Consider the following 25,507-nt stretch of genomic DNA (forward strand, 5'->3'; position numbering starts at 1 on the left):
GACGATACGAAGCGTGTAACGACACCGTTCGATGCTTGGAAGGGCTGGCCATGCTGCTGCGGTTCCAGGTCACGAATCATGCCTCGCTGCTGGAGGAGCAGGAGCTGTCCCTCGTCGCCGCCGACCGGCACCCGGAGCGGGCCGAGTTCCCGACGCCGAGCGGGGGCGAGTCCGCCGTTCCCGTCGTCGCGGTCTACGGCACCAACGCGTCCGGGAAGTCGAACGTCATCGATTCCATCGGCTGGATGCGGTCGGCGGTCCTCAGCTCGTTCCGGCGGTGGGACCCCAGCGGAGGAGTGCCGCGCCGCCCGTTCGCCCTCGGCTCCGGCGCCGCCGAGCGGCCCAGTTCCTTCGCGGTCGACTTCGTCGTCGGCGGGGTGCACCACCAGTTCGGTTTCTCGGTCGACGACGAACGCGTCACCGAGGAGTGGCTGTACTACTACCCCGAGGGGCGGCAGCGCCGGCTGTACGAGCGCGGCGCGGACGACGTGGTCGCCTTCGGGCGGTGGCTCACCGGGCGGCGGAAGCTGATCGCCGAACTGCTCCGGCCGAACAGCCTGTACCTGTCCGTCGCCGCCGCCCAGGGGCACGACCAGCTCGGCGAGGTCTTCCGGTGGTTCCACTCCGGCCTGCGCATGGCGACCGACCACGACTTCCCCCAGCGGCTCGACCACACGGTCCGGCTCTGCCTCGAAGGGCGGGACGGCTCGGCGGGCAACCCGGTACTGGACCTGCTGCGCTTCGCCGACCTCGGCGTGTCCGGGCTGGAGATCGAGGACTGGGACGAGAGCGTCCGCGAGGACCACCAGCGCATCACGCGGGCGCTGCGCGAGGCGCTGGGGGACAAGGTGCACGTGCAGAGGGAGGCCGGGCAGCGGGTCAGGGTGGAGCACCGGACGGCGGACGGCGTCTTCCCGCTGGACCTCGTGCACGAGTCGAGCGGCACGCGCACGTGGATCGGACTCATCGGGCCCGTCGTCACCACCCTGGCGGCGGGCGGGGTCCTCTGCGTGGACGAGTTGGACGCCCGGCTCCACCCGTACCTGGTCGACGCCCTCGTCGGCATGTTCCAGTCTCCTCGGACCAACAGCACGGGCGCGCAGTTGGTCTTCAGCACGCACGAGGCGGCGCTGCTCGGGCGCAACGTGCGCACCGAACTCTTCCGGGACCAGGTCTGGTTCACCGAGAAGGACCCGCGCACCCTGGCCACCAGGCTCTTCCCGCTGACCGAGTTCTCCGTGCGCTCGGCGGGCGACAACCTGGAGCGGCGCTACCTCGGCGGACGCTACGGGGCGGTGCCGCATCTGGACGACGATCTGCTGCGGGACGTGACCGCGGCTCTCCGGCATGGGGGTGGGAGTGAAGCGGGGAAAGCCGCTGAAGCGGACGAAGGGCGCACGCCCGGAGCAGCGTAGGTTCCTCATCTACTGCGAGGGGGAGCGCACCGAGGACCAGTACTTCAAGGGGCTCCGGGCCGACCTGCGGTCTCTGCCCGTCTCCCTCTGCCTCGGCGGCGAGCACGGGGAGCCGCGGTCGCTGGTGCGCGCGGCGATCGAGCACAAGGAGCGCGCCCCGCGGTCGCCGCTGGACCGCCGGACGGCGTACGACGAGGTGTGGTGCGTCATCGACGTCGAAGCCCCGGCGCCGCACGCCGGGCTGGACGAGGCGGTGGCGCTCGCCCGGCGGCACGGGGTCGAGGTGGCGCTCACCAATCCCTGCTTCGAGCTGTGGATCATGCTCCACTTCCGGGACGTGACGGGGTACAGCACGTCGGACGCGGCCCAGAGGGAGTTGGAGAAGCTCGGGGTCTGCGGCTACTCCAGCACCCGCAAGCACCTGGAGTACGACCGCCTGCGCGACGGCTTCCCCGCGGCGCGGAAGCGTGCGGAGGAGCTGAGGCGGCGGGCGTCGCAGGGGTACCGGGACAACCCGTGGACGGACGTGGACCGCCTGGTGGGCCTGTTGCGGGCGGCCCGGCACCCGTGAGGCCGCTGGCGCACGTCCCGCTCCCCGCGTCCTCGGGCCGCCGACCGAACGCGGGCGTGGCGGGCGGGACGTGCTTCTACGCCGTTCCCTCGTCCGCCAGTTCCGCCACCCCCGTGATCCGGTGCAGGGGGTAGGTGCGGACCTCGTCGGCCGTGTGGTCGTACGCCGTGACGAAGCCGCCCTCCACGCGGACCGGGGCGATGACGCGCTGGCTGGCCGCGCCGTCCGCGTTGACGTAGCCGATCCAGACGGCGGAGCCCGTCATAGCGGCCGCCTGGACGGTGGCCAGGGTCTCGGCGGGGGTGGTGCGCGGGAGGGAGCCGGGGGACGTGGCGGACGTGCCCGCGGGGCCCTCGGCGGGGTCCTTGCGGACGGCCCGCGCGGCCGTGTCGCCGGCGCGGATGGCCCGCACCGCCGCGCCGAGGAGGGTCTCGTCCGGGACCGGGGGGCCCTCGGGGACCGGGGCCGGGGGTGTGCGGGGCGGGGTGCGGCGGGCGCCGGCGCGGGTGATCAGGACGTCGCCCTCGGCGGACTCGGCGGCCGGGGCGAACCCCATCTCGCGCAGCGCGTCGAGGAGGGCGCCGGGGTCGGCCTGGGAGGCCAGGACCGTGGGCGCCAGCCGGCGCAGCCGCAGACCGGTCGAGCGCCGGTCGGCCAGGATCTCGTTGAGCACCGCCTCGTCGTCGCACCGCACGTACGCCGACGCGGCCCCGATCCGCAGGTGGCCGTGGCGGCGGGCCACGTCGTCGATCAGGTAGCTCAGCGGCTGTGGGACCGGCGTACGGCTGTGCGCGGCCAGGAACGCGTGCAGGTCGGCCGCCGCCTGCCCGGCGTCCAGCGCCCGGCGCACCGAACCGGGCGTGAAGCGGTAGACCGTCGCCCCGCCCTTCGACTCGACGTCCGCGAGCACCGACAGCGTCTGGGCCAGCGGGCGTTCCAGCGGGCCGGGGGCCACCGCCGTCAGGTCGGCCTGGAGCAGGACGTGGTCCAGCGGTTCGGGGATCAGCGGGGCGAGGCGGGCGGCCGCCGCGTCCGGGCCCTCGTCCAGCAGCGCGCGGGCCTGTGCGGAGAGCGCGCCCCGGCCCGTGATGCCCAGCGACTCCGCCTCGTTGAGCGTCCACAGGGCGAGCCGGGACCGGAGGTCGCCCGCGCCCGCCGTGCCGGACGGGGTCGCTCCGCCGCGCAACGGGCGCTCCCAGCGCAGCCGGCGCAGCAGCGTGTCCGGGTCGGGCGCGGTGCCGGGGGCCAGTTCGGCGAAGAGGGCCAGCACCCGGCGGCGGACCTCCGGGGCGGCCGAGCGGTCGAGGTCCGGGCCGAGCGCGGACAGGGCCCGGCCCTTGGCGTCCTGGCCGCCGACCAGGCCCGGAGTGCGGGTGGCGGCGAGCCACGCGGTGGCCAGGTGCGTCCAGCGGTCCTGGGCGGGGAGGTCCAGCCACTCGTCGGACGCGGGCGTCGCCGCGTACCGCTCGTCGGTCGCCCCGTCGGCGGCCACGAGGCCGGACGCGTAGGCGAGTTCGATCCAGAAGGCGGCGATCGGCTCGGTCACGTCCAGGGCGCTCGCGACGCGCTTCAGCTCCCGGACGCTCAGCCCGCCCGCGCGCAGGATCGGCGGGCCGCCGCCGTTCCAGAGGGTCAGCAGCTCCTCGACCGTGGACAGCGCCGTGAACGCCTGCCCGGCCGCCGCTCTGTCCACAGCCTGTGGATCGCGTTCGGCGGCCGCGACGACGACCGGCGGCACCGGTTCCGGCACGCGGTGCGCGCGCCCCGCGCGCAGGTGCAGGGCCGCCTCGCGCGGCAGGACCACCGTGCGCGTGGAGACCGGCAGCAGCAGCCCCCGGTCGCGCAGCCACTTCACGGGCGGCGTCGGATTCGGGGTGACCTCCCCGTACGGCGGGCCCCACACCAGCCGGTCCAGGACCGACAGGGCCTCCACCGGGGCGGTGTCCAGCAGCTCCGCCATCCTCGTCCGGTCGGTGAACAGCGCCGACAGCGCCGCGACGGCGGACACCGGGTCGTGCGTGGCGGGCAGCCCCGTCGCCTCCAGGATCGCCTGGAGCCGCCCCGGCGACATCCCGGCCGTCGCCTCGGCGACCGTGGGGCCGAGACCGGTGGGAGAGGGGTGCTGCGGCGAGGGGGCGAGCAGTTCGCGGGCGGTGCGCACCAGCCGCAGCCGGTCCTCCTCGCCCCAGACGAGGGCCTGTTCGCGCAGGGTGGCCAGCGCGCCGGGCAGCGCGGCGGCGACCGCCGCGCCCACGTCGTCGCACTGGTCGCCGTCGTCGAGCCCGTCGCCGGTGAGCAGGGAGAGGAGCGTGGCGTACGGCGCCGGGTCCGGGGCCACCGCCAGCGCCTCGGCCGTCTGGAGCGCGAACCGGTCGAGGTGCTCCAACGCCCGTACGACGGAGGCCCGCGTACCGGCCCGCGTGGCGAGCTGCGTGATGTCGCTCGGCACCGGGCTGAGCAGATCGGGGCGGGCGCGCAGCAGCCCGGCCAGCGATTCGTCGCCCCGAGCACGCAGGGCCTCGGCGAGCGTGCGCGGTGGTGTGGTCGTCCCCATCCGCCCCACGGTAGCCGCTGGAACGCTACCGTCGGGGCAGGGCCGGTAGAGGGAGATGCGCCGCGTGGGGATCGAGAGCGACCAGCTCGTCTACGACTATCTGAGCCGGGTCGGCGACCTGGCCCAGCAACAGCAGTTGCCGTCGGGCGCCCGGATGCGCCTCGTCACGACGCTCCGGAACGAGATCGACCGGCAGCGCGCGAGTGAGGGCGCCGACTCCCCGGCGGCCGTGCGGCGCATCATCGGCAGGCTGGGCAGCCCGGACGCGCTGGTCGCGGCGGCGGCGGAGTCGGCCGACGGCACGCTCCCCCCGCCGTCCGCGCGGCCCGCCCCGGCGGCGGGCGGACTGCGGCGCTCCCTGCCCCGCCCTCGCGGCGGACTCCTCCGCAGGGAGCCGAAGGAGCCGGGGGAGCCGAGGAGCGCGGCCGCGGACGACGGCCGACCCGCCGACCCAGCGGCCCCCCGCGGGTGGAAAGCCGGTTTCGGCCGGGGCGCGTCGCCGCGCGCGGACCGCCGGGGCGGGGCGGACGACGGGCGCGGTGGGGCCGGTGGGGTTGACGCGACCGGTGGGCGTGGTGGGGCGGGCGGTGCTGGCGCGACCACTGGGTCCGGTGGGTCTGCTGGGTCCTATGGGTCTGACGTGCCCGGCTGGCCTGGTGGGCCTGGTGGGCCTGGTGGGCCTGGTAGGGCTGGTGGGCCCGGTGGGGCTGATGGCTCCAGTGGGTCTCACCTGCCCGGTGCGCCCGGCCGGTCCGGCGTCTTCCGCGAGCCCAGCCAAGGCCGCCAGCCCCGCGAAGGCCGCCGGCCCGGCCAGGGCCGCGACGCGGAGTCCCCCGACGTACGGGGTGCGGACAGCGACGGCGTACGCCGGGCCGAGGCAGACGGCGTACGCCGGGCCGAAGCAGAGGACGCACGCCGGGCCGAGGCAGACGGCGTACGCCGAGGTGAGGCCCAGGGCGCCGTACGCGACGAGCGTCCGGGCGTGCGCCGGTCCGGGGCCCAGGGCGCGGCCCGCGACGCGCGCCACCGCGCACGCCCCGAGCGCGCCTCCGGGGCGAAGGCCGCGTTCGTGCCCCGTCCGACGGCCGCCCCCGACGACCTGCCCGGCGGCAGCCCGTACGCCGTCCCCGAGGGCGGCCCCCACGGCGCCCCCCGCACCGCCCCGCACGACGCCTACGACGCGCCCGGCGCATCCCACGACGTCCCGGTCCGCGCCTGGCCCGACCCCTCCGCCCCGCACGTCCTGGGCCAGGACCAGCAGGGGGACGCCGACGGGGAGCCCGACTGGTGGCGTCTGGAGCCGGGCCCCTTCGACGACGGCGTCCGCGTTCCGGGGTTCTCCGGCGGCATCGAGGCCCCCGAGCTGTTGCGGCGACCGGCACAGCCCGGCGAGCCCGTAGAGGAAGAAGAGGACGGCGAGGGCGGCACGGCCCCCGCCGACGGCGACGCGGCCCCCACCGAACAGGCGGCGGCCGCCGACCGCAGGACCGGCCCCCGCCGCGCTCTGCGGCTGCTGAAGCTCCGTCGCCGCAAGGCCGCGGCGGCGGCTGCCCAAGCCGCGGCGGCCGCGCCCGCCGCGGTCGCCGTGCCCGCGCGGCGCGGGTTCGGCCACCCGCTGCTGCTCCTGGCCGCCGCGCTGCTCGTCGCCGGGGTGGTGACCGGTTCCCTGCTGCCGCTGGCGGGCGGCTGGCTGATCGCGTACACCTCGCGCACCCTGTCCCGGCGGGAGGCGAAGTGGGCGGCCCTGGGGCTGCCCGGCGTGGTGGCGGCCGGGGCCCTGGCGTGGGTGTGGGGGCGGCTGGACGGCCGCTGGGGCGAGCCCGTCCGGGAGGGCGCGCTGCGCGAGGTGCTGCTCGGGGCGTGGCCGGTGGTCCTGCGCGTCGCCGCCCTCGCCTCCGCGCTCTACCTGGTGTGGCGGGCGCGGAGGCGGGCGTGAGGCCCGTGCGGGCCCCGTCTCACTTCCGCAGGTTCTTCTGCAGCTCGCCGAGGATCTGGCCGGCGGCCGTGTAGCCGATGCCCTGGATCCAGAGCTGGTCGTCGACCGCGAAGACCTTGTCGTTCTTCACCGCGGACATGTTCTTCCACAGGCCGCTGCCGGTGGTCTGCGTCTCCTTGGCCTTCTTCGGGTCGCCGTACGTGGAGTGGAAGACGGCGTCCGCGTCCGCGAGGTCGATCTTCTCGGGGCTGACGTCGTAGGAGAAGCCGTCCGCCGCCTTGTCCGTGATGGCCGGGCGGCCGAGGCCGACGTCGGCCAGGATGGTGGCGATGTAGTTCTTCTTGCCGTAGATGCGGATGTCCGCGCCCTCGACGAAGCGGACCACGTTGACCTCGGTGGCGGCGGCCTTCTCCTTGCCGCCCAGGGCCTTGGTCACGTCCGCCACGTGCTCGGCGTACTCGTCGGTGACCATCTTCGCCTCGGCCTTCTTGCCGAGGGCCTCCGCGTGGACCTGGAAGTTCTCCTTCCAGGGGTAGCCGGTGTTCTCCGTCATCACGGTCGGCGCGATTTTGCTCAGCTCGGCGTACTTGTCGCCGTGCCGGATCTTGCTGGTGAGGATGAGGTCGGGCTTCAGTCCGGCGATGGCCTCCAGGTTCGGGGTCATCATCTGGCCGACGTCCTTGATGCCCGCGACCTGGTTCCGCGGCAGGTAGTTCAGGAAGCCGGACTGCACGTCGGCGTGGGTCGCGCCGACCGGCTTCACGCCGAGGGTGAGCGCCGAGTCGAGTTCGGCGGTGTCCAGGACGACCACCCGCTGCGGGGCGGCGGGGACCTTGACGTCGCCCATCGCCGTCCGGACCGTACGGGTGGCGTCGGAGGAGGCGGTGGCGGACGAGCCGCCGGAGGAGTCGGACGAGCCGCAGGCGGCCAGGGTCAGCGCGGCGGCCGCGGTCAGGGAGACGGCGGCGAGGGCGCGGGCGCGGTGGTGGAGGGGCATGGCTCAGAGGGCCTTTCCGGGGGCAGGGGCGGGGGCGGGGGACCAGGGGGCGCCGGGGACGACGAGCGGGGAGCCGGTCACCGGGTCCGGGACGACGACGGCGTCCAGGCCGAAGACCTCGCGGACCAGCTCGGCGGTGACGACGTCGGCGGGGCGGCCCTCGGCGACGATCCGGCCCGCCTTCATGGCGACCAGGTGGTCCGCGTACCGGGCCGCCTGGTTGAGGTCGTGCAGCACCGTGACGACGGTCCGGCCGCGCGTCCCGTCCGGGGCGGGGGCGACGAGCCGGCGCACCAGGTCCAGGACCTCCACCTGGTGCGCGATGTCGAGGTACGTCGTCGGCTCGTCGAGCAGCAGCAGGTCCGTGTCCTGGGCGAGCGCCATCGCGATCCACACCCGCTGGCGCTGGCCGCCGGACAGCTCGTCCACCGGACGGTCGGCGAGCGCCGAGACGTCCGTACGGGCCATGGCGTCGGTCACCGCCCGCTCGTCCTCCTCCGACCACTGCTGCCACCAGGACTGGTGCGGCTGGCGGCCGCGGGCGACCAGGTCGGAGACGGTGATCGCCTCGGGCGCGACCGGGGTCTGCGGGAGCAGCCCGATGGACCGGGCGATCCGCTTCGTCGGAATCCGCGCCAGCTCGGCGCCGTCCAGCAGGACCGCCCCGCCGCGCGGCTTCAGGAGCCGGCCGAGCGCCCGCAGGGTGGTGGACTTGCCGCAGGCGTTCGGGCCGACGACGACGGTGACCCGGCCGTCCGGCACCGCGAGGTCCAGTTCGTGGACGACGGTGCGGTCCTCGTACGCGAGGGTCAGGGCGCGGGTCGCCAGCCGGCTCGTCGGCGCGGTGGCCCCGGCTCCGGTGGTGTCGGTCGTCGGGCTCATGCGATGCCTCCCGTGCGGCCGCGGTGACCGCGGATGATCAGCCAGATCAGGTACGGGGCGCCGACCGCCGCCGTGAGGACGCCCACCGGCAGTTCGGTGGGGGAGAACAGCCTGCGGGCGAGCAGGTCGGAGAGGACGACGACCACCGCGCCCAGCAGCGCCGAGCACAGCAGCGGGATCTGCGCGGTCCGGGTCATCCGGCGGGCGATCTGCGGGGCGAGCAGCGCCACGAAGTCCACCGGGCCCGCCGTGCCGGTCGCCACGGACGCCAGGACCACGCCGAGTGCGACGAGCCCGAGCCGTACGCGCCCCAGGCGCACGCCCAGCGCGGTGGCCGTGTCGTCGTCCAGCGTGACGGTGCGCTGAGCGCGGGCCGCCCACAGCACGGCGGGCAGCAGGACCAGCAGCGTCCAGCCGATCGGCGCCGCCTCCGGCCAGCCGCGCCCGTTCAGCGAACCCGTCATCCAGATCTGCGCCTGTTGCGCGACCAGGTAGTCGCCCTTGGTCAGGAAGAGCGTGGTCACCGACCGCAGCGCGATCGCGAAGCCGATGCCGATGAGCACGAAGCGCGTGGCGTGCAGCCCGCCGCGCCAGGCGAAGACGTACACCAGGGCCGCCGCCGCCACGCCGCCGATGACGGAGAGGTAGGGCAGGACGGTGTACGAGGTGACGCCGAAGGTCATCGCGCCGACCGTGAGGGCGCTCGCGCCCTGGCTGATGCCGATGATGTCGGGGCTGGCCAGCGGGTTGCGGGCCACCGTCTGGATCAGCGCCCCGGCGATCCCGAACGCGGCGCCCACGAGCAGCCCCACGACCATCCGGGGCAGCCGCAGGGTGCCCACGACCAGCTCGGCCGAGGACGGCTGCCCGAGGGCGGCCCGGACCGCCTCGCCGGGCGCGACGAAGCTCTCGCCGACGCAGAGGTAGGCGACGCAGACGGCGGCCAGCAGCACGACCAGGGCGAGGGCGACGAGCGAGGCCCGCCGGTGCAGCAGGAACCGGCCGCGCGGCCCGGCCTTCACGACGGCGTACCCGGCGGGCCGGACCCGCTGGAGGGTGTCGCTCATGCGGGCACCGCCTTCCGGCGTACGAGGGCGACCAGGAACGGCACCCCGATCAGGGCCGTCATCACGCCCGCCGGGACCTCGCCCGGCGGGAACACGACCCGGCCGACGACGTCCGGGACGAGCAGCATCACGGGCCCGAGGAGCGCCGCCATGGGCAGGAGCCAGCGGTGGTCGCCGCCGACGAGCGTGCGGGCGATGTGGGGGACGGCGAGCCCGACGAACGCGATCGGCCCGGCGGCGGCGACCCCGACCCCGGTCAGCACCGTCGCGCCGACGCCCCCGACGACGCGTACGGCCGCCACGTTCTGCCCGAGACCCTTCGCCACGTCGTCGCCGAGGGCGAGCGCGTCCAGGCCGCGGGCGACGGCCAGCACGAGCACGGCGCCCAGCAGCAGGAAGGGCCAGACCTGCTGGACGACGTCCGCCTCCCGGCCCGCGATCGAACCGACCTGCCAGAAGCGGAACTCGTCCAGCGCGGAGGCCTTCGTCGTCAGCACCGCCGTCGTCACCGACACCAGCAGCGCGTTGACCGCGGCCCCGCCGAGCGCCAGCTTCACCGGCGTCGCGCCGCCGCGCCCGCGGGCGGCGATGGCGTACACCGCGACGGACGCGGCCGCCGCGCCCGCGAAGGCGAACCAGACGTACCCGGTGAGCGTGTGGACGCCCGCGTACGCGATGGCCAGCACCACCGCCACCGACGCGCCCTGGCTGATGCCGAGGATGCCGGGGTCGGCGATGGGGTTGCGGGTGATGCCCTGGAGCACGGCGCCCGCGAGCGCCAGCGCCGCGCCGACCATCAGCCCGATGAGGGTGCGCGGCACCCGCATGGTGCGGACAACCTCGGCGGCGTCGGAGCGCCCGCCGTGCAGCAGGGCGTCGAACACCTCCGCCGGGGGGATGGACCGGGCCCCGACGGCGAGGCTCAGCAGGACGGCCAGCAGCAGCGCCACGACAGCGGCGGCGATCGACGCCGCGCGTCGGGAGAGGCGGGGGGCGCGCGGCGCGGCGACCGGCACCGGCACTGGTGCTGACATCTGACCCCATCGGGACGGATACGGGCGAACCCGGACGGACGGTGATGCGGAGAGGACGGACCCGCCCCGCGTACGCGCTGGGTGTGCGCGGGGGTACGGGGAAGGGTCCGGCTCCGGTCGCGCTGCGGGCAGCGCGCACGGCTCCGGGTTGGTAAGGCTTGGCTAAGTCTAGGTGGCCCGATTTCGAGGGCGACGGCGGTGGGTCGGCACAATGGCGGACATGGCTTCCACGCTTGCGCACCCCCTGACGGTCGGCTTCGACCTCGACATGACCCTCATCGACTCCCGCCCCGGCATCGCCGCCGCCTACCGCGCGCTGTCCGCCGCCACGGGCGTGCCGATCGACGACGCCCTGGTGGTGAGCCGGATCGGCCCGCCGCTGGAGTCGGAGCTGGCCCACTGGTTCCCGGCGGAGGAGGTGCCGGCCGCCGCCGACCGCTACCGCGCGCTCTACCCCGACCACGCGATAGCCCCGACCGGGGCGCTGCCCGGCGCGCGGGAGGCGGTGGAGGCGGTGCGGGCGCTCGGCGGGCGGGCGATCGTCGTCACGGCGAAGCACGAGCCGAACGCGAAGCTGCACCTGGCCCACCTCGGGATCGAGCCGGACGCGGTGATCGGGTGGCTGTGGGCGGAGGCGAAGGGCGAGGCCCTGCGGGAGCACGGCGCGCAGGTGTACGTCGGCGACCACACCGGTGACGTGCGCGGGGCGCGGGCGGCCGGGGCGCTGTCGCTCGCGGTGGCGACGGGCCCGTGCGACGCGGCGGAGCTGCGGGCGGAGGGCGCGGACGTGGTGCTGGAGGACCTGACCGGCTTCCCGGCCTGGCTCACGGCCTTCGCGGCGGACCGCGCGGCGTAGGGCGGCGCGGCCGGGGAGGTCGGGGAGGTCGGGGACGGGCGGCGGGGGCCGGGGAGGGCTGACCGGCCGGGGACGGGCGGCGGGGGCCGCCCCCGCCGGTCTTGTCCGGTCCGGTCCGGCCGGGCGGAGGAGGTCGGGGCCGGGCGGAGGAGGCCGTCCCTGCCGGTCCGGTCCGGTCAGGCCGGGCGGAGGCCGAGACGCCTCGACGCGCGCGGAAGCCCCGGAGCCGCCGCCGTCACCGCCCGGCTCGGCGCGGGCGCGCCCGGTCGGGCCCGCACCGATCACCGGCCACCCGGCGGCGGTTTCAGGCCCGGTTCGCGGACCGCTTGGGAGAGCTGGTCCAGGCCGAGCGCACGACGCCCGCCCCGGCGATCAGGAAGCCCACGCCCATCAACATGCAGACCGCGTAGGCGATCGGCGGGAACGGGTCCGTGCCCAGGAACAGCGGCGCCACCGTGACCAGGGTGGCCAGCGCGCCGATGAAGAAAACGATCGCGCCGACCTGAACGAGCCGGTCGCCGGCGCCGGAAGGAGTAGTACGCACGGCACCAGGGTAGTCCCAGCGCGCAGGAACTCTCCGGCGGCGTCTTGTCACCGGGCGTAGGGCCATTAGCCTGGGACCGAGCGGGTCACGGTGACCCGCTGTCCTGCTATCCGGAGCCGTGTTCAGGCTCTCCCGCACACCGACGAGTACGAGGACGAGGACAGACGTGCCCACCGGCAAGGTCAAGTGGTTCAACAGCGAGAAGGGCTTCGGCTTTCTCTCCCGCGACGACGGCGGCGACGTCTTCGTGCACTCGTCGGTACTCCCCGCCGGGGTCGACGCGCTCAAGCCCGGCCAGCGCGTGGAGTTCGGCGTGGTCGCGGGGCAGCGCGGCGACCAGGCGCTCTCCGTGGTGGTCCTCGACCCCACCCCGTCCGTCGCGGCGGCGCAGCGCCGCAAGCCCGACGAGCTGGCGTCGATCGTGCAGGACCTGACGACGGTCCTGGAGAACATCACCCCGCAGCTGGAGCGCGGCCGCTACCCGGACAAGGCCGCCGGCGCGAAGATCGCGGGCCTGCTGCGCGCGGTCGCGGACCAGCTCGACGTGTAGCCCCCCGTCTCAGGGCGCGGCGGGGAACGCCAGCGCGTCCGGGCCGAGGGGCGGCACCAGCCCCTCGGCCGCCGCGCGGGTCAGCAGCCCGCGGACGGCCGCGTAGCCGTCCTCGCCGAGGTCGGCGGTGAACGCGTTCACGTACAGCCCGATGTGCTGGTCCGCGACGGCCGGGTCCATCTCCTGGGCGTGCTCCAGGACGTAGGGCCGCGAGACCTCCGGGTGGTCCCAGGCGAGGCGGACCGAGCGGCGCACGGCGTCGGCCAGCCGAAGGAGCGTCGGCGCGCCCAGGGAGCGCTTGGCGATGATCGCGCCGAGCGGGATCGGCAGCCCGGTGGTGTCCTCCCAGTGCCGGCCCATGTCGGCCAGGTTGTGCAGCCCGAAGTTCTGGTAGGTGAAGCGGGCCTCGTGGATGACGAGCCCGGCGTCCACCTTCCCGTCCCGCACGGCGGGCATGATCGCGTCGAACGGCATCACGACGACCTCGCCGACCCCGCCCGGCACCGTCTGCGCCGCCCACAGCCGGAACAGCAGGTACGCCGTCGAGCGCTCGCTCGGCACCGCGACGGTCCGGCCGGTCAGGTCGAGCCCCGGCTCCCTGGTCAGGACGAGCGGCCCGCAGCCCCGGCCCAGCGCTCCGCCGCACGGCAGCAGCGCGTACTCCTCCAGGACCCACGGCAGGACGGCGTACGAGACCTTCAGGACGTCCAGCTCGCCGCGCTCGGCCATGCCGTTGGTGACGTCGATGTCGGCGAAGGCGACGTCCAGCGGGGGCGCACCGGGGACCCGGCCGTGCGCCCAGGCGTCGAAGACGAAGGTGTCGTTGGGGCAGGGCGAGAAGGCGATCGAGATCGGGTCCTCGGCCGGGGCGCGGCTAGCGTCGGTGCGGGTCGTCATGGCTGTTCCAACCTTCCAGTACGGGCGCGGTCTTCCCGAACGCGGCCGTGAGCGCGGCCAGCGCGTCGCCGATGCGCCAGGCGTCCCGGTCGCGGGGGCCGACGGCGTTCGACACGGCCCGCAGCTCCAGGACGTCCGCCCCGGCCCGCTCGGCCGCCTCCGCGACCCCGAAGCCCTCCATCGCCTCGACCAGCGCGCCCGGATGCGCGGCGAGCAGGGCGGCGGCGCGGTCGGCGGTGCCGGTCGCGGTGGAGACGGTGAGCACGGGCCCCGCCGCGGCCCCCGCGGCGGCCGCGACCTCCCGGACGAGGGCGGGCGGCGGGGTGAAGCGGTCGCGGCCGAAGCCGAGCGCGGTGACGGGCAGGAAGCCCTCCGGGCTCTCCGCGCCCAGGTCGGCCGCCACGATGGCGCTCGCCACGACCGCCGAGCCGAGCGGGGTCACCGGGGTGTACCCGCCGCCGATCCCGGCCGAGACGACCAGGCCGTACGGCTCCGGGGCCGACGCCAGGGCGAACGCGGCGGCCGCGGCGGCGGCGGCCGGGCCCGCGCCGCCCGCCAGGACGTCGAACGCGCCGCAGCGGTGCAGGGCGGCCCCCGGCACCGCCGAGGTCTCCCGTACGCCCCCGAACGCACGCGTGACCGCGTCCCGTTCCACCGGGACAGCGGTCACGACGAGCACACGCACAGGGACGTCCTCGGAGTCGAGGAGGGGACAGGGCGGGGAGCGGGGCGGGTCAGTCCTTCTTGAGCTCGAACTGCCAGATGCCGGTGAGCTTCTTGCCGCGGGTCTCCACGATGGAGATGTTCGTCTTGTCGGCGGGCTGACCGGTCTGGCTGGCGAAGAACGCGCTGCCGGGGATCGACCGGTAGGTCTTCTCGAACGGCTCCTGCTCGGCCTGCTGGCCGTTGATGAAGAGCGTCCAGCCGTGCTCGGCGACCTCGGGGTCGACGCCGAAGCGGACCTTGTCGTCCATGGAGACCTTTATGGTCTTCTCGGCCTTCTTGTTCAGGCACTTCTGGACGAGGGACTCCTTGATGGCGTCACCGTCGTTGTAGCAGGTGGCCTCGGCGTTCACCGAGTCGCTGCCGACCGTCACGGTGGCGAGCGGCGTCGGCTTGTCGCAGGCGGAGAGGACGAGGAGTCCCGCGGACACGGCACCAAGAGCGACGCCGATTCGACGGCCCTTACCGGAGAAGAACGCAACGGTCATGGGCCGAAGGCTATCGGTCGGCTCAGCTCACGCCACGCGGGGGTGCGGCGTGCCGCGTCGGGCGGCCCCCAGGAGGCCCCGTACGGAGGCGGCGGCGCCGACCGCGAGCAGGCCTGCGGCGACGGACATGCCGAGCACCGCGTTGAGCGGCAGGGCGATGCCGATGCCGCCGCCCACCACCCACGCCATCTGCAGCAGCGTCTCGGACCGGGCGAACGCGGAGGTGCGGACCTCCTCGGGGACGTCCCGCTGGATCATCGCGTCCAGCGACAGCTTCGACAGGGCCTGGGTGAAGCCGGCGACCGCGCCGAGCGCGGCGACCAGCACCGTGGAGAAGAACACGGCGGCCGCCACCGCCACCCCCAGCGCGAGCCCCAGCACCGTGGCGATGATCACTTCCGGGCCGCGCGCCCGGAGCCAGGACCCCACCGCCGTGCCGCAGGCGTTGCCGACCCCGGCCGCGACGCCGACGATGCCGAGCGAGACCGCCGCGCTCTGCCCGGCCAGCGGGTGCTCGCGCAGCAGGAACGCCAGGAAGAAGATGAGGAAGCCCGAGAGCGCCCGGTGCGCCGCGTTGGCCTGGAGGCCGTGCAGGACGGACCCGCCGACGGACCGCAGACCGGGCGGCCGCGGTTCCCCGTTCCTCCGGCGCGCGCCCGCCGGGGTGCTGCCGCCGCGGCCCGGCGCGGACCGGGGCGGGGCCGTCCCGCCGTGCGGGTCGATCAGCCGCGCCCGGCGTTCGCCCTTCGCGGAGTCGACCTTGGGCGGCAGGGTGAAGGCGAGGAACGTGCCCACGGCGAAGATCGCGCACGCCCCGTACAGCGGCCAGGCGGAGCCGACGCTCTGGAGGCCCGCCCCGATCGGGGCCGCCGCCCCGGTGGCCAGGAGCCCGGCCAGGGTGACGCGCGCGTTGGCCTTCACCAGCGAGAAACCCGGTGGCAGCAGCCGCGGCACGACCGCGCTGCGCACCACCCCGTACGCCTTCGAGGAGACCAGGACGCCGAGCGCGGCGGGATACAGCTCCAGGCCGCCCGTGGCGACCGCGCCCGACATGGTGAGCGCCAGCAGCGCGCGGGCCAGCATCGCGCCCGCCATCGCCGCCCGGCGGCCGTGCGGCAGCCGGTCCAGCAGCGGTCCGATCACCGGGGCGAGCAGGGTGAAGGGGGCCATGGTGATGGCGAGGTAGAGCGCGACCCGGCCGCGGGCCTCGTCCGTCGGGACGGAGAAGAAGACGGTCGAGGCGAGCGCCACCGTGATCATGACGTCGCCCGCGCCGTTCACCGCGTGCAGCTCGATCAGCTTGCCGAGACCGGACTCACCGGCGCCGTGGGCGTGCGTCGCCCGGCGGATGGAGCGGGCGGTTCCGGTGAACGGGGCGTGCAGGGCGCGGCCGACCGCCCGTCCCGCCCTGCGGAGCGGGCCGGGGCCGTCGTGCGACCTGGCGGCAGTCACCCCGTCATAGTGCCCCAACCCGGCCGGGATGAACGGGTGATCGTCCGCGGACGCGCGCCGGACGCCCTGTCGGACCAGCCGCCGGCGCTTCCGCCGCCGTCACCGCCGCGCCTCGCGCCGCCGCGGGCTCGGGACGGCGCCGGCGGGGACGGATACGGCACGTTTGGGACGGGCAGGTGGGCGCGGAGCGGCGGAGAGGGTAGCGTGCGTAACGCGCCACCGGCGGTTGTTCTTGGCCGCGCGCCTCTCGTCGATCCCGCAGAATGGGTGGCAGAAGGCGCGCCCGAGGCAGGCACAACGGGTGTGGACGTCGACGCGGCCCCCAGGTCCGCTCCGCCCGCATCTGTCTGGCCGACACGGCAATCGTGCAGTAGCCGGCGCGCTCGTGAGACTGGCGTATGGAGAGAAGCGAAGACCTGTGAGTGCGACGACGCGAAGCCGTACGGCCCGTACCCCCGTTCCCGACCGCCTGTGCGCCGAGGCGGTCGACCTCGCGCGCGCGGCCGCCGAGGAGGCCGCCGCGCCCGGAGTGGTCGGTGAGCATCTCGGCGTGGTCTCCGAGGGGGACCGGGTCGTCACGCACTACTTCGAGGCGCGGGAGCCCGGCTACCGGGGCTGGCGCTGGGCGGTGACGGTGGCGCGGGCCTCCCGCGCCAAGAACGTCACTCTGGACGAGACGGTGCTGCTGCCGGGCGCCGACGCGCTCCTGGCCCCCGAGTGGGTGCCGTGGAGCGAGCGGCTGCGCCCCGGCGACCTGGGCCCCGGCGACCTGCTGCCCACCGAGGCGGAGGACCTGCGCCTGGAGCCCGGCTGGACCGGCGAGGACGAGCCGCCGCCGAACTCCGTCGTCTCCGAGGAGCTGGCGGAGCTGGTCGACGCGGAGGACGCCGAGCTGACCGACCGGCCGGTGGCCGCCACCAGCCGCGGGTCCATCGCCGCCGTCGCCGACGAGCTGGGCACGCGCCGGGCGCGGGTGCTGTCCCGGTACGGGCTGTACGCGGCGGCCGACCGCTGGGACGAGGCGTTCGGCCCCAAGACGCCGATGGCCCAGGCCGCCCCGGCGACCTGTGTGAGCTGCGCCTTCCTGATCCCGATGGCCGGTTCGCTGAAGCAGGCCTTCGGGGTGTGCGCGAACGAGTTCGGCCCCGCGGACGGCCACGTGGTGTCGCTGGCGTACGGCTGCGGCGGCCACTCGGAGGCCGCGGTGATGCCGACGCCCCCGAAGCCCGCGCCGCACGCGCTGGACACGATGCGGGTGGACGCCTACTCGCTGCGTCCGGAGCGCGACGGCGGCTCGGTGCCGGAGGAGGCGGACGGGACCGCGGAGGACCTGGGCCACTCCTGATCCGGCCCGGCGGCCCGGCCGCCCGGCCGGGCCGGTCGGAGGTCCGCCGGACGTGCTCGGTGGGCCGGCCGGAACCTCGTCGTACGCGGTGGTCGGTGGACCTCGGATGTGCTCGCCGGACCGGGCGCAGGATGGCCCGATGCGGCCTCCGGACGTGACCGCCGGACCGGCCGGGGCCCGCTCGACGTGACCGCCGGACCGCTCGGACGTGCGCCGGACCTGACCGCCGGACGCGCCGGAGATCCGCTTGGCCGCCGGACTGCCCGCCGTGAGCGCCGGACGTGACCGCCGGACTGCCCGACGCGGCCGCCCGGCGTGATCGCAGGACCGCCCGGAGCGACCGGCCGATGTGCCCCCGGACCGGCCGGATCGCCGCCCGACGCGCCCCCCAGTGCCACCGCCGGGCGGGCCGTTTCCGACGCTCGCGGTACCTTCGGGCGCACACTGGGCGGCACGGGTGCCCGCGGAGTCCGTGCGCGCGCCCACCGGCACACAGAGCGGAGTCGAGAGCGTGAGCATGAAGGCGACCGAAGGAGCCGAGGGGGCCGACCCGTTCGGGACGGCACGGCTGCGGCGCGGTGTGCTCGACGCCTGGGGGGCGGGACCGGCCCGGTTCCGGGAGGACGCCAACGCCGAGGAGGACCTGGCGCTCGGCGGCTACCGGGACCGCCTCGTCGTCGAGCTGGCCCAGAACGCCGCCGACGCCGCCGCCCGCGCCCGGGTCCCCGGCCGGCTGCGCCTCACCCTGCACCCGGCCGTCCCCGGCGACCCCGAGGGCCGCTGCGTGCTGGCCGCCGCGAACATCGGCGCGCCGCTCGACGCCACCGGCGTGGAGTCCCTGAGCACCCTGCGGGCCTCCGCCAAGCGCGAGGGCCACGAGTCCGCGGTGGGCCGGTTCGGCGTCGGGTTCGCCGCCGTCCTCGCCGTCAGCGACGAGCCCGTGGTGCTCGGCCGGCACGGCGGCGTGCGCTGGTCGCTGGCCGAGGCGCGCGAGCTGGCCCGCGGGGCGGCCGTCGGCAGCCCCGGCCTCGGCGACGAGCTGCGCCGCCGCGACGGGCACGTACCGCTGCTGCGCCTCCCGCTGCCCGCCGAGGGCTCCGCACCCGACGGGTACGACACCGTCGTGGTGCTGCCGCTGCGCGACGGCGCCGCCGAGGACCTGGTGGCCCGGCTGCTCGCCGCGGTGGACGACGCGCTGCTCCTCACCCTGCCCGGCCTCGACGAGGTCGTCATCGAGACCCCGGAGGGCGTGCGCACCCTGGGCCGCTCGGCCCACGGCCCGTACACGCACGTCGAGGACTCCGCGCACGGCGTCAACCGCTGGCGCACGGTCCGCCGCCACGGCCCCGTCGCGCCCGCCCTGCTCGCCGACCGGCCCGTCGAGGAGCGGCTGCGCCCGCACTGGTCGGTGACCTGGGCGGTGCCCGTGGACGAGTCGGGGGCCCCGCTCCGCCCCCGTACGGCCCCCGTCGTCCACGCGCCGACGCCCACCGACGAACCGCTCGGCGTCCCCGCCCTGCTCATCGCCTCCCTGCCGCTGGACACCACCCGCAGGCACCCCGCGCCGGGGCCGTTGACGGACTTCCTGGTCGAGCGGGCGGCCGACGCGTACGCGGAGCTGCTGGGCGACTGGCGCCCCGTGTCGACCGGCACCGTCGACCTGGTCCCCGGCCCGCTCGGGCAGGGCGCGCTGGACGGGGCCCTGCGCGCCGCGATCCTGGAGCGGCTGCCCCGCGTCGCGTTCCTGGAGCCCGCCGCGGAGCCGGCGGCGGCCCCCGAGGCCGACCGCTTCGACTGGGAGCGGCCGGACGCCGCCGCGCTGCGGCCGGTGGAGGCCGAGATCGTCGAGGGCGTCGGAGCCGCGACCGTACGCGTCCTGGCGGAGGTGCTGCCCTGCCTGCTGCCGGCGGGCCTGGAGCGCCGCACCGAGCTGCGCGCGCTCGGGGTCGCCCGCGTCCCGCTGACCGAGGCGATCGACCGCCTGGCCGGACTGGAGCGCGACCCCGCCTGGTGGCGCCGGCTCTACGACAGCCTCGCGGGCACCGACCCCGACCGCCTCACCGGGCTCCCGGTCCCGCTCGCCGGCGACCCCGACGAGCGGGCGGACCGCCCGCCGCGCACCACGATCGGGCCCCGCCAGGTCCTGCTGCCGCTCCCCGGCGCACCGACCGGGTCCGTCCTCGGCCGTCTCTCCCGGCTCGGGCTGAAGGTCGCCCACCCGGACGCCGTCCACCCGCTGCTGGAGAAGCTCGGGGCGCTGCCCGCCACCCCGCTCGCCGTGCTGAGGACCCCCCAGGTGCGGGCGGCCGTCGCCGGATCGCTGGACGCCGGGGAGGTCTGGGACGAGGACGCGCTCGACGCCGACGAACTGGCCGAGACCGTCCTGACCCTCGTCCGGGACGCCGAGCTGGCCCCCGGCGACGAACCGTGGCTCGGCGCGCTCGCCCTGCCCGACGAGGACGGCGAACCGGCCCCCGCCGGTGAGCTGGTGCTGCCCGGAAGCCCGTTCGCCCAGGTCATGCGCGCGGGCGAACTCGCCCTGTGCGACGCGGAGCTGGCCGGACGCTGGGGCGAGGCCCCCCTCACCGCCTGCGGGGTGCTCGCCGGGTTCGCCCTCGTACGGGCCACCGACGTCGTCCTGGACCCGGACGAACTGGAGCCCCGCGACGGCGACTTCGCCGAGCCGGACGACGCCGGGCTGCTGGACGCCGTCGACGTCTGGTGCGAGGACCTCCTCGACCAACTGCCCGAGACCCCGGTGCCGCCCGTCGCCACGGAGATCGTCGCGGTGCGCGACCTCGACCTCGTGGACGACGACGCCTGGCCGCAGGCCCTCGCCCTGCTGGCCCGGCCGCCGCTGCGCGACGCGCTGACGCAGCCGGTGCGGGTGCTGCTCCCGGACGGGACGAGCCGCTCGGTGCGCCCGTACACCGCGTGGTGGCTGCGCGACCACCCCGTGCTGGCCGGCCGCCGCCCGGCCGGGCTGCGCGCGGCGGGCGGCGACCCGCGCCTGACCGGGCTCTACGACGCGGTGGACGCCACCGGCTTCGACGACGCCGAGGTGCTGCGGGCCCTCGGGGTGCGCACCTCGGTCGCCGCCCTCCTGGACGAGCCGGGCGGGGCGGCGGAGCTGCTGGGCCGGCTGGCCGACGAGGAGCGCCCGGTCACGCCCGTACAACTGCACGCGCTGTACACGGCGCTGGCCGAACTCGACCCGGACGAGGTGACGCTGCCGGACGAGCTGCGCGCGGTGGTGGACGACGAGGTGCGGGTGGTGGACGCGGCGGACGCCGTGATCGCGGACGCCCCGGACGTGTTGGCGCTGACGGCGGGCCTGCCGCTGCTCCCGGTCGCCCCGGCCCGAGCGGCGGAGCTGGCCGACCTCCTCCAGGTGCGGCGGCTGAGCGAGAGCGTGCGGGCCGAGGTCGCCGGGGAGGGCGAGGAGCGCCGCGTACCGGAAGCGGTCCGCGTACTGCTCGGCCCCGGTGTCCCGCAGACGTACGTCGAGCACGGCGAACTCCGCGCGGGCGGCGCCGAGCTGGACTGGCGCCGCACCCCGGACGGGGTCGTGCACGCCGCCACCCTGGAGGGCGTGGCGGCCGGCCTGGCCTGGGCGGCCGGCCAGTGGCCCCGCCGCTTCGAGGTCGCGGCCCTGCTGGAGGACCCGTCGCGCACGGACGAGCTGGCGCGGGACCGCTGGTTCGACTGAGGGCGGAGGCGGGGGCGGGGGCGGCGGCGCCTCCCCGCCCCTTCGGCGGGCTGGCGCCTCCGTCGTCCTGCGGCCCGTGCGGCGGGGCAGCCGGGGCCGGCCCGTGCGGCGGGGCAGTCGAGGCCGGTCGGGGGCCTTCACGTAAGGGGCATATATTCGTACAACCATTCACTTGCGTGGCGGGTCTTGACCGACGAGCCAACAGGCTCGTGAACCACCTGGGTCCTGCCGGGCGGACGACAGGCCCCAGGACCCCCTCTCCACTTGGGGACACATGCGTATTCGTGCCACTGTGGCCGCCGTCTCCGGCGCCCTGGCCCTCTCCGTTCTCGCCGTACCGGCCGTCCAGGCCGACGAGAAGCCCGGCGCGGGCGTGGATCTGCCGTCCAGCGCCGACGTGTTCGGCGCGGAGGCCGGAGCCCCCGCGCCCGCTGAGCGGCGTGTCGCGCGGGCGATCGAGAAGCCCGTCATCAAGAAGGTCGTCGTCAACGGCGGCAAGGACATCGTGGTCGGTACGGACGCCAAGAAGAAGTTCACCATCGCGGTCACGGCCTCCTCGCCGTCCGGCATCGCCGACGCGTTCGCCTACCTGTGGCACGGCCACATCGACGAGGCCGACGGCTTCCTCGGCCCGACGCAGGAGACCGGCAACTGCAAGGTGTCGGCCGACCCGACCACGTCCACCTGCACGGTCACGATCACGGTCGACCCGCGCTCGGACGACCTGTACACCAGCAGCCTGGCGGGCACCTGGAAGGTGGCCGCGGGCGCGCTCGCCGCCACCGGTCGCGACGACGACTTCGTCTGGAACGACACGCAGGGCACGGCCCGCGTCCAGCGCCACTCCAAGCTGACCGTGAACGCCGCGCCCGAGCCGGTGAAGAAGGGCAAGACCCTCACCGTCACCGGCAAGCTGTCGCGCGCCAACTGGGACACCGGGACGTACAAGGGCTACACCCAGCAGCCCGTGAAGCTCCAGTTCCGCAAGAAGGGCGCCAAGAGCTACACGACGGTGAAGACGATCAAGTCGAACTCCACCGGCGCCCTGAAGACCACCGTCAAGGCGTCGGTAGACGGCTACTGGCGCTACAGCTTCGCCGGCACGTCCACCACCCCGGCCGTCTCGGCCGCCGGCGACTTCGTCGACGTGAAGTGACCTGCGGGACGTGACCTGCGGGACGTGACCTGCGTGCGGTGACGGGGCGACAGCGGCCGCGCGCCGAGAGGCCCCCGAGGGGAGGGAACTCCTCCCCTCGGGGGCCTCTCCGCGGTCAGACCGCGGCCCGCCGCCCCACCCGGCGCCAGGCGAACTCCAGCGCGGCGGAGGCCGCCACCGCGATGCCGACCGCCGTCCACGGCATCGGCGCGCCCACCAGCCGCAGCGCGAAGAAGTCCTGGAGCCACGGCACGACGAGCACGACCAGGAAGGCGAGCCCCATCGCCGCCACCAGCCCCACCCGCCACCAGGTGTAGGGGCGGGCGATGATCGCCAGGACCCACATCGAGACCAGGAACAGCGTCAGCGTGGCCGCGCTCGTCTCCGCCGCGAGCGCGCCCGCCCCCGCGTAGTGCGAGCGCGCCACCAGGTACGTGGTGAAGGTGGCCGCCGCCGCGATGACGCCCGAGGGGATCGCGTACCGCATCACGCGGCGCACGAAGTGGGGCTGGGCGCGCTCCTTGTTCGGCGCGAGCGCCAGGAAGAACGCGGGCACGCCGATGGTCAGCGTGGACAGCAGGGTCAGGTGCCTCGGCAGGAACGGGTACTCCACCCGCGAGCACACCACCAGGATCGCCAGCAGCACCGAGTACACGGTCTTGGTCAGGAACAGCGTGGCGACGCGGGTGATGTTGCCGATCACCCGGCGGCCCTCGGCGACGACCGAGGGCAGCGTCGCGAAGCTGTTGTTCAGCAGCACGATCTGCGCCACCGCGCGGGTCGCCTCCGAACCGGACCCCATCGACACCCCGATGTCGGCGTCCTTCAGCGCCAGCACGTCGTTCACACCGTCGCCCGTCATCGCGACCGTGTGGCCGCGCGCCTGGAGGGCGGCCACCATGTCCCGCTTCTGCCGCGGGGTGACCCGGCCGAAGACCGTGTGCCGCTCCACGGCCGCGGCCATCGCGTCCGGGTCCGCGGGCAGTCGGCGGGCGTCCAGGGCGGTGTCGGCGCCCGCGAGGCCGAGCTTCCCGGCGACCGCGCCGACCGAGACCGCGTTGTCGCCGGAGATGACCTTGGCGGCCACGTCCTGGTGGGCGAAGTAGCCGAGCGTCTCGCCCGCGTCGGGCCGCAACCGCTGCTCCAGGACGACCAGGGCGGCGGGCTCGGCCCCGGCGGCGACGTCGGGCGCGTCCAGTCCGCCGCGCGCGCGGGCCAGCAGCAGCACCCGCAGCCCCTGCTCGTTGAGCTGCTCGACCTCGGTGAGGACGGGGTCCGCGGCCGGGAGGAGGACGTCGGGCGCGCCGAGCAGCCAGGCGGAGGCGGCCCCGCCGCCCTCCTCGAACGCCGCGCCGCTGTACTTGCGCGCCGAGGAGAACGGCAGCGCGCCGGTGACCGTCCACGCCCCGCTCTCCCTCTCGTCCCCGCCCCCGTCCGCCGGACAGGCGTCGATGACGGCCTGGAGGCTGGCGTTGGGGTGCGGGTCCGACGAGCCGAGCGCCCGCAGCGCCTGCCGTACGTACGCCTCGCCGGCCCCGTTCAGCGGCCGGACCTCGGTGACGTCCATGCCGCCCTCGGTGAGGGTGCCGGTCTTGTCCAGGCAGACCACGTCCACGCGGGCCAGCCCCTCGATGGCGGGCAGCTCCTGCACCAGGCACTGCTTGCGGCCCAGCCGGACGACGCCGATGGCGAAGGCGACCGAGGTGAGCAGGACCAGGCCCTCGGGGATCATCGGGACGATGCCGCCGACGGTCCGGGCGACGGAGTCCTTGAAGTCGGCGTCCTGCACCACGAGCTGGCTGACGACCAGCCCGATCGCCGTGGGCACCATCATCCAGGTCACGTACTTGAGGATCGTGCTGATGCCGCTGCGCAGCTCGGAGTGGACGAGCGTGAAGCGCGACGCCTCCTCCGCGAGCTGGGCGGCGTACGCCTCGCGGCCCACCTTCGTGGCGGCGAACGCGCCGCCGCCCGCGACGACGAAGCTCCCGGACATCACCGGGTCGCCGGGCCGCTTGACCACCGGGTCGGCCTCGCCGGTCAGCAGCGACTCGTCGATCTCCAGGCTGTCGGACTCGACGACCGTGCCGTCCACGACGACCTTGTCACCGGGGCCCAGCTCGACCACGTCGTCGAGCACGATCTCCGAGGTGGAGACCTCGGCGGCGACCCCGTCGCGCCGCACGGCGGGCTTCGCCTCGCCGATGAGCGCGAGGCTGTCCAGCGTCTTCTTGGCCCGCCACTCCTGGACGATGCCGATGCCGGTGTTGGCGACGATGACGAAGCCGAAGAGGCTGTCCTGGATCGGCGCGACGAACAGCATGATCACCCAGAGGACGCCGATGATCAGGTTGAACCGGGTGAGGACGTTGGCCCGGACGATCTCCGCGACCGAGCGCGAGGACCGCACCGGCACGTCGTTGACCTCGCCCCGGTCGACCCGCTCGGCGACCTCGGCGGCGGTGAGGCCCCCCGCCCGGCGGGCCGGTCGCGGCAGCTCCACGGGGTGCACGGGATCGAGCTCCGCCCCCGCGTCGATGCCCGGCCGGGAGGGCCGGGGGTCCTGCCCCCCGGAGGAGTCGAGTGCCCGCTGCGTCATGGTTCCGACGGTACGGGGGCGGGCGGAGGATCACCCGCCGGATCGGCGGAAACCCGACCTCGGAGGGAGGCCGTGCGGGCGGCGCGGACCCGAGGTCGTACGGAGAGGAGCCCGAGGTCGTACGGGAGGCGGCCCGGTGGTCGTACGGGAGGGCAGCCCCGCGGGTGCGCGGGCGGGGGAGACCCCGTGGTCGTACGGAAAGGATCCCGAGGTCGTCGGGAGGCGGCCTGGCGGTCGTGCGAGGGCGGCATCCGCCGGTCGTACGGCGCCGGGTCAGGCGTTGCGGCCGCCCGGCTCGCCGCCGCCCGGCGCGCTGTGCGAGGCGTCGGCTTCGGAGCCCCCGGCGGCCCCCGGCGTCCCACCGGCCCCGGACGCCTCGGCCTCGGCCTGGGCCGCGTGGCGCTTGAGGGCGGCGTCGCGGCCGCGGACGTACCAGATGCCGATCAGCCCGAGGCCGGCCCCGGCCAGCGGGGTCCACACCCACCAGGTGTGCCCGCGGTCCGCGAACCAGCCGTAGAACGGGAGCTGGGCGAGGAAGAGGACGAACCAGAGGATCGTGCCGCCGACGACGGTGGCGACGACGGGGCCCTCCAGCGGCTCGGGCGCCTCGTGCTGCGGTGTCCACTTCTCCATGCGTTCAGTGTACGGAGCGGGGCGATCCGGGGGGCCGGAGCCGGGAACGGCCCACGGACGCCTCCGAGCGGGGGCCGGAGGCGTTCGGAGGTCCAGGCG

General features: G+C 75.6%; 20 protein-coding genes. 8 read left to right on the forward strand and 12 right to left on the reverse strand.

The genetic code is table 11. The annotated features are described in order from the left end of the window. Positions 1–35: 35 nt before the first annotated feature. Positions 36–1,415, forward strand: coding sequence for an AAA family ATPase (locus ACZ6EJ_RS01385; protein ID WP_469263656.1), 1,380 nt, complete (start codon positions 36–38; stop codon positions 1,413–1,415). Then, complete coding sequence (locus ACZ6EJ_RS01390; RefSeq protein ID WP_469263658.1) at positions 1,360–1,986, forward strand: RloB family protein; 627 nt, start codon at positions 1,360–1,362, stop codon at positions 1,984–1,986. The genes ACZ6EJ_RS01385 and ACZ6EJ_RS01390 overlap by 56 nt, the downstream gene beginning before the upstream one ends. A gap of 76 nt (positions 1,987–2,062) precedes the next feature. Here ACZ6EJ_RS01390 and ACZ6EJ_RS01395 read toward each other — a convergent pair whose 3' ends face one another. Beyond that, positions 2,063–4,540: a helicase-associated domain-containing protein gene (locus ACZ6EJ_RS01395; RefSeq protein WP_469263660.1), complete on the reverse strand. Its 2,478-nt coding sequence runs from the start codon at positions 4,538–4,540 to the stop codon at positions 2,063–2,065. Positions 4,541–5,522: 982 nt separating this feature from the next. On the opposite strand from ACZ6EJ_RS01395, the gene ACZ6EJ_RS01400 reads away from it, so the two are divergent. Further along, positions 5,523–6,476 carry a hypothetical protein gene (locus ACZ6EJ_RS01400; protein ID WP_469263661.1) on the forward strand — a complete coding sequence of 318 codons (954 nt, stop codon included), beginning with the start codon at positions 5,523–5,525 and terminating at the stop codon, positions 6,474–6,476. Positions 6,477–6,495: 19 nt separating this feature from the next. On the opposite strand, the gene ACZ6EJ_RS01405 is transcribed toward ACZ6EJ_RS01400, so the two are convergent. Genes ACZ6EJ_RS01405 through ACZ6EJ_RS01420 form a run of 4 tightly spaced genes read right to left on the reverse strand, consistent with a single transcriptional unit; the run spans position 6,496 to position 10,456 of the window. Continuing rightward, a complete protein-coding gene (locus ACZ6EJ_RS01405; protein WP_469263663.1) occupies positions 6,496–7,473 on the reverse strand; it encodes an ABC transporter substrate-binding protein in 978 nt (325 codons plus the stop codon). A gap of 3 nt (positions 7,474–7,476) precedes the next feature. Beyond that, a complete protein-coding gene (locus ACZ6EJ_RS01410) occupies positions 7,477–8,355 on the reverse strand; it encodes an ABC transporter ATP-binding protein (RefSeq protein WP_469263665.1) in 879 nt (292 codons plus the stop codon). Continuing rightward, on the reverse strand, positions 8,352–9,422 hold the full coding sequence (locus ACZ6EJ_RS01415) for a FecCD family ABC transporter permease (RefSeq protein ID WP_469263667.1): 1,071 nt from the start codon (positions 9,420–9,422) through the stop codon (positions 8,352–8,354). Before ACZ6EJ_RS01415 ends, ACZ6EJ_RS01410 begins: the two co-directional genes overlap by 4 nt. Beyond that, a complete protein-coding gene (locus ACZ6EJ_RS01420) occupies positions 9,419–10,456 on the reverse strand; it encodes a FecCD family ABC transporter permease (RefSeq protein WP_469263669.1) in 1,038 nt (345 codons plus the stop codon). Before ACZ6EJ_RS01420 ends, ACZ6EJ_RS01415 begins: the two co-directional genes overlap by 4 nt. Before the next feature lie 220 nt (positions 10,457–10,676). On the opposite strand from ACZ6EJ_RS01420, the gene ACZ6EJ_RS01425 reads away from it, so the two are divergent. Continuing rightward, positions 10,677–11,312, forward strand: a complete 636-nt coding sequence (locus tag ACZ6EJ_RS01425) for an HAD family hydrolase (RefSeq protein WP_469263670.1) — start codon at positions 10,677–10,679, stop codon at positions 11,310–11,312. Positions 11,313–11,616: 304 nt separating this feature from the next. On the opposite strand, the gene ACZ6EJ_RS01430 is transcribed toward ACZ6EJ_RS01425, so the two are convergent. Then, entirely contained in the window at positions 11,617–11,856 is a 240-nt protein-coding gene (locus ACZ6EJ_RS01430) for a hypothetical protein (RefSeq protein ID WP_469263671.1), read from the reverse strand. A 166-nt stretch (positions 11,857–12,022) separates the two neighbouring features. Here ACZ6EJ_RS01430 and ACZ6EJ_RS01435 point away from each other — a divergent pair, with 166 nt between their 5' ends. Then, complete coding sequence (locus ACZ6EJ_RS01435) at positions 12,023–12,406, forward strand: cold-shock protein (protein ID WP_006126557.1); 384 nt, start codon at positions 12,023–12,025, stop codon at positions 12,404–12,406. 9 nt (positions 12,407–12,415) lie between these two features. Here the strand turns inward: ACZ6EJ_RS01435 and ACZ6EJ_RS01440 are convergent, their stop codons facing one another. The 4 genes from ACZ6EJ_RS01440 to ACZ6EJ_RS01455 are packed head-to-tail and all read right to left on the reverse strand — an operon-like array spanning position 12,416 to position 15,966. Next, positions 12,416–13,303: a 1,4-dihydroxy-6-naphthoate synthase gene (locus ACZ6EJ_RS01440; protein WP_469263673.1), complete on the reverse strand. Its 888-nt coding sequence runs from the start codon at positions 13,301–13,303 to the stop codon at positions 12,416–12,418. Next, entirely contained in the window at positions 13,281–13,988 is a 708-nt protein-coding gene (locus ACZ6EJ_RS01445) for a futalosine hydrolase (RefSeq protein WP_469263675.1), read from the reverse strand. Before ACZ6EJ_RS01445 ends, ACZ6EJ_RS01440 begins: the two co-directional genes overlap by 23 nt. Positions 13,989–14,037: 49 nt before the next feature. Beyond that, a complete protein-coding gene (locus tag ACZ6EJ_RS01450) occupies positions 14,038–14,514 on the reverse strand; it encodes a DUF2771 domain-containing protein (RefSeq protein ID WP_469263676.1) in 477 nt (158 codons plus the stop codon). A gap of 27 nt (positions 14,515–14,541) precedes the next feature. Further along, positions 14,542–15,966 carry an MFS transporter gene (locus tag ACZ6EJ_RS01455; protein WP_469263677.1) on the reverse strand — a complete coding sequence of 475 codons (1,425 nt, stop codon included), beginning with the start codon at positions 15,964–15,966 and terminating at the stop codon, positions 14,542–14,544. A 469-nt stretch (positions 15,967–16,435) separates the two neighbouring features. Here ACZ6EJ_RS01455 and ACZ6EJ_RS01460 point away from each other — a divergent pair, with 469 nt between their 5' ends. From ACZ6EJ_RS01460 to ACZ6EJ_RS01470, 3 genes are all read left to right on the forward strand, one after another. Next, on the forward strand, positions 16,436–17,311 hold the full coding sequence (locus ACZ6EJ_RS01460) for a DUF3027 domain-containing protein (protein ID WP_469263975.1): 876 nt from the start codon (positions 16,436–16,438) through the stop codon (positions 17,309–17,311). A gap of 517 nt (positions 17,312–17,828) precedes the next feature. Continuing rightward, positions 17,829–21,020: a sacsin N-terminal ATP-binding-like domain-containing protein gene (locus tag ACZ6EJ_RS01465; protein WP_469263976.1), complete on the forward strand. Its 3,192-nt coding sequence runs from the start codon at positions 17,829–17,831 to the stop codon at positions 21,018–21,020. Between the two features lie 274 nt (positions 21,021–21,294). Beyond that, positions 21,295–22,176, forward strand: a complete 882-nt coding sequence (locus ACZ6EJ_RS01470; RefSeq protein ID WP_469263678.1) for a calcium-binding protein — start codon at positions 21,295–21,297, stop codon at positions 22,174–22,176. A 115-nt stretch (positions 22,177–22,291) separates the two neighbouring features. Here ACZ6EJ_RS01470 and ACZ6EJ_RS01475 read toward each other — a convergent pair whose 3' ends face one another. Next, complete coding sequence (locus tag ACZ6EJ_RS01475; protein WP_469263679.1) at positions 22,292–24,775, reverse strand: cation-translocating P-type ATPase; 2,484 nt, start codon at positions 24,773–24,775, stop codon at positions 22,292–22,294. Between the two features lie 273 nt (positions 24,776–25,048). After that, a complete protein-coding gene (locus ACZ6EJ_RS01480) occupies positions 25,049–25,408 on the reverse strand; it encodes a DUF2530 domain-containing protein (RefSeq protein ID WP_469263681.1) in 360 nt (119 codons plus the stop codon). Positions 25,409–25,507 lie beyond the last annotated feature (99 nt).

Source organism: Streptomyces sp. NPDC041970, assembly GCF_055588985.1.

Coding starts and splice junctions, on each gene's coding strand:
- ACZ6EJ_RS01415 (WP_469263667.1), bottom strand. CDS start 9,422: ATGAGCGACACCCTCCAGCGGGTCCGGCCCGCCGGGTACGCCGTCGTG.
- ACZ6EJ_RS01420 (WP_469263669.1), bottom strand. CDS start 10,456: ATGTCAGCACCAGTGCCGGTGCCGGTCGCCGCGCCGCGCGCCCCCCGC.
- ACZ6EJ_RS01395 (WP_469263660.1), bottom strand. CDS start 4,540: ATGGGGACGACCACACCACCGCGCACGCTCGCCGAGGCCCTGCGTGCT.
- ACZ6EJ_RS01410 (WP_469263665.1), bottom strand. CDS start 8,355: ATGAGCCCGACGACCGACACCACCGGAGCCGGGGCCACCGCGCCGACG.
- ACZ6EJ_RS01475 (WP_469263679.1), bottom strand. CDS start 24,775: ATGACGCAGCGGGCACTCGACTCCTCCGGGGGGCAGGACCCCCGGCCC.
- ACZ6EJ_RS01470 (WP_469263678.1), top strand. CDS start 21,295: ATGCGTATTCGTGCCACTGTGGCCGCCGTCTCCGGCGCCCTGGCCCTC.
- ACZ6EJ_RS01405 (WP_469263663.1), bottom strand. CDS start 7,473: ATGCCCCTCCACCACCGCGCCCGCGCCCTCGCCGCCGTCTCCCTGACC.
- ACZ6EJ_RS01425 (WP_469263670.1), top strand. CDS start 10,677: ATGGCTTCCACGCTTGCGCACCCCCTGACGGTCGGCTTCGACCTCGAC.
- ACZ6EJ_RS01450 (WP_469263676.1), bottom strand. CDS start 14,514: ATGACCGTTGCGTTCTTCTCCGGTAAGGGCCGTCGAATCGGCGTCGCT.
- ACZ6EJ_RS01465 (WP_469263976.1), top strand. CDS start 17,829: ATGAAGGCGACCGAAGGAGCCGAGGGGGCCGACCCGTTCGGGACGGCA.
- ACZ6EJ_RS01440 (WP_469263673.1), bottom strand. CDS start 13,303: ATGACGACCCGCACCGACGCTAGCCGCGCCCCGGCCGAGGACCCGATC.
- ACZ6EJ_RS01480 (WP_469263681.1), bottom strand. CDS start 25,408: ATGGAGAAGTGGACACCGCAGCACGAGGCGCCCGAGCCGCTGGAGGGC.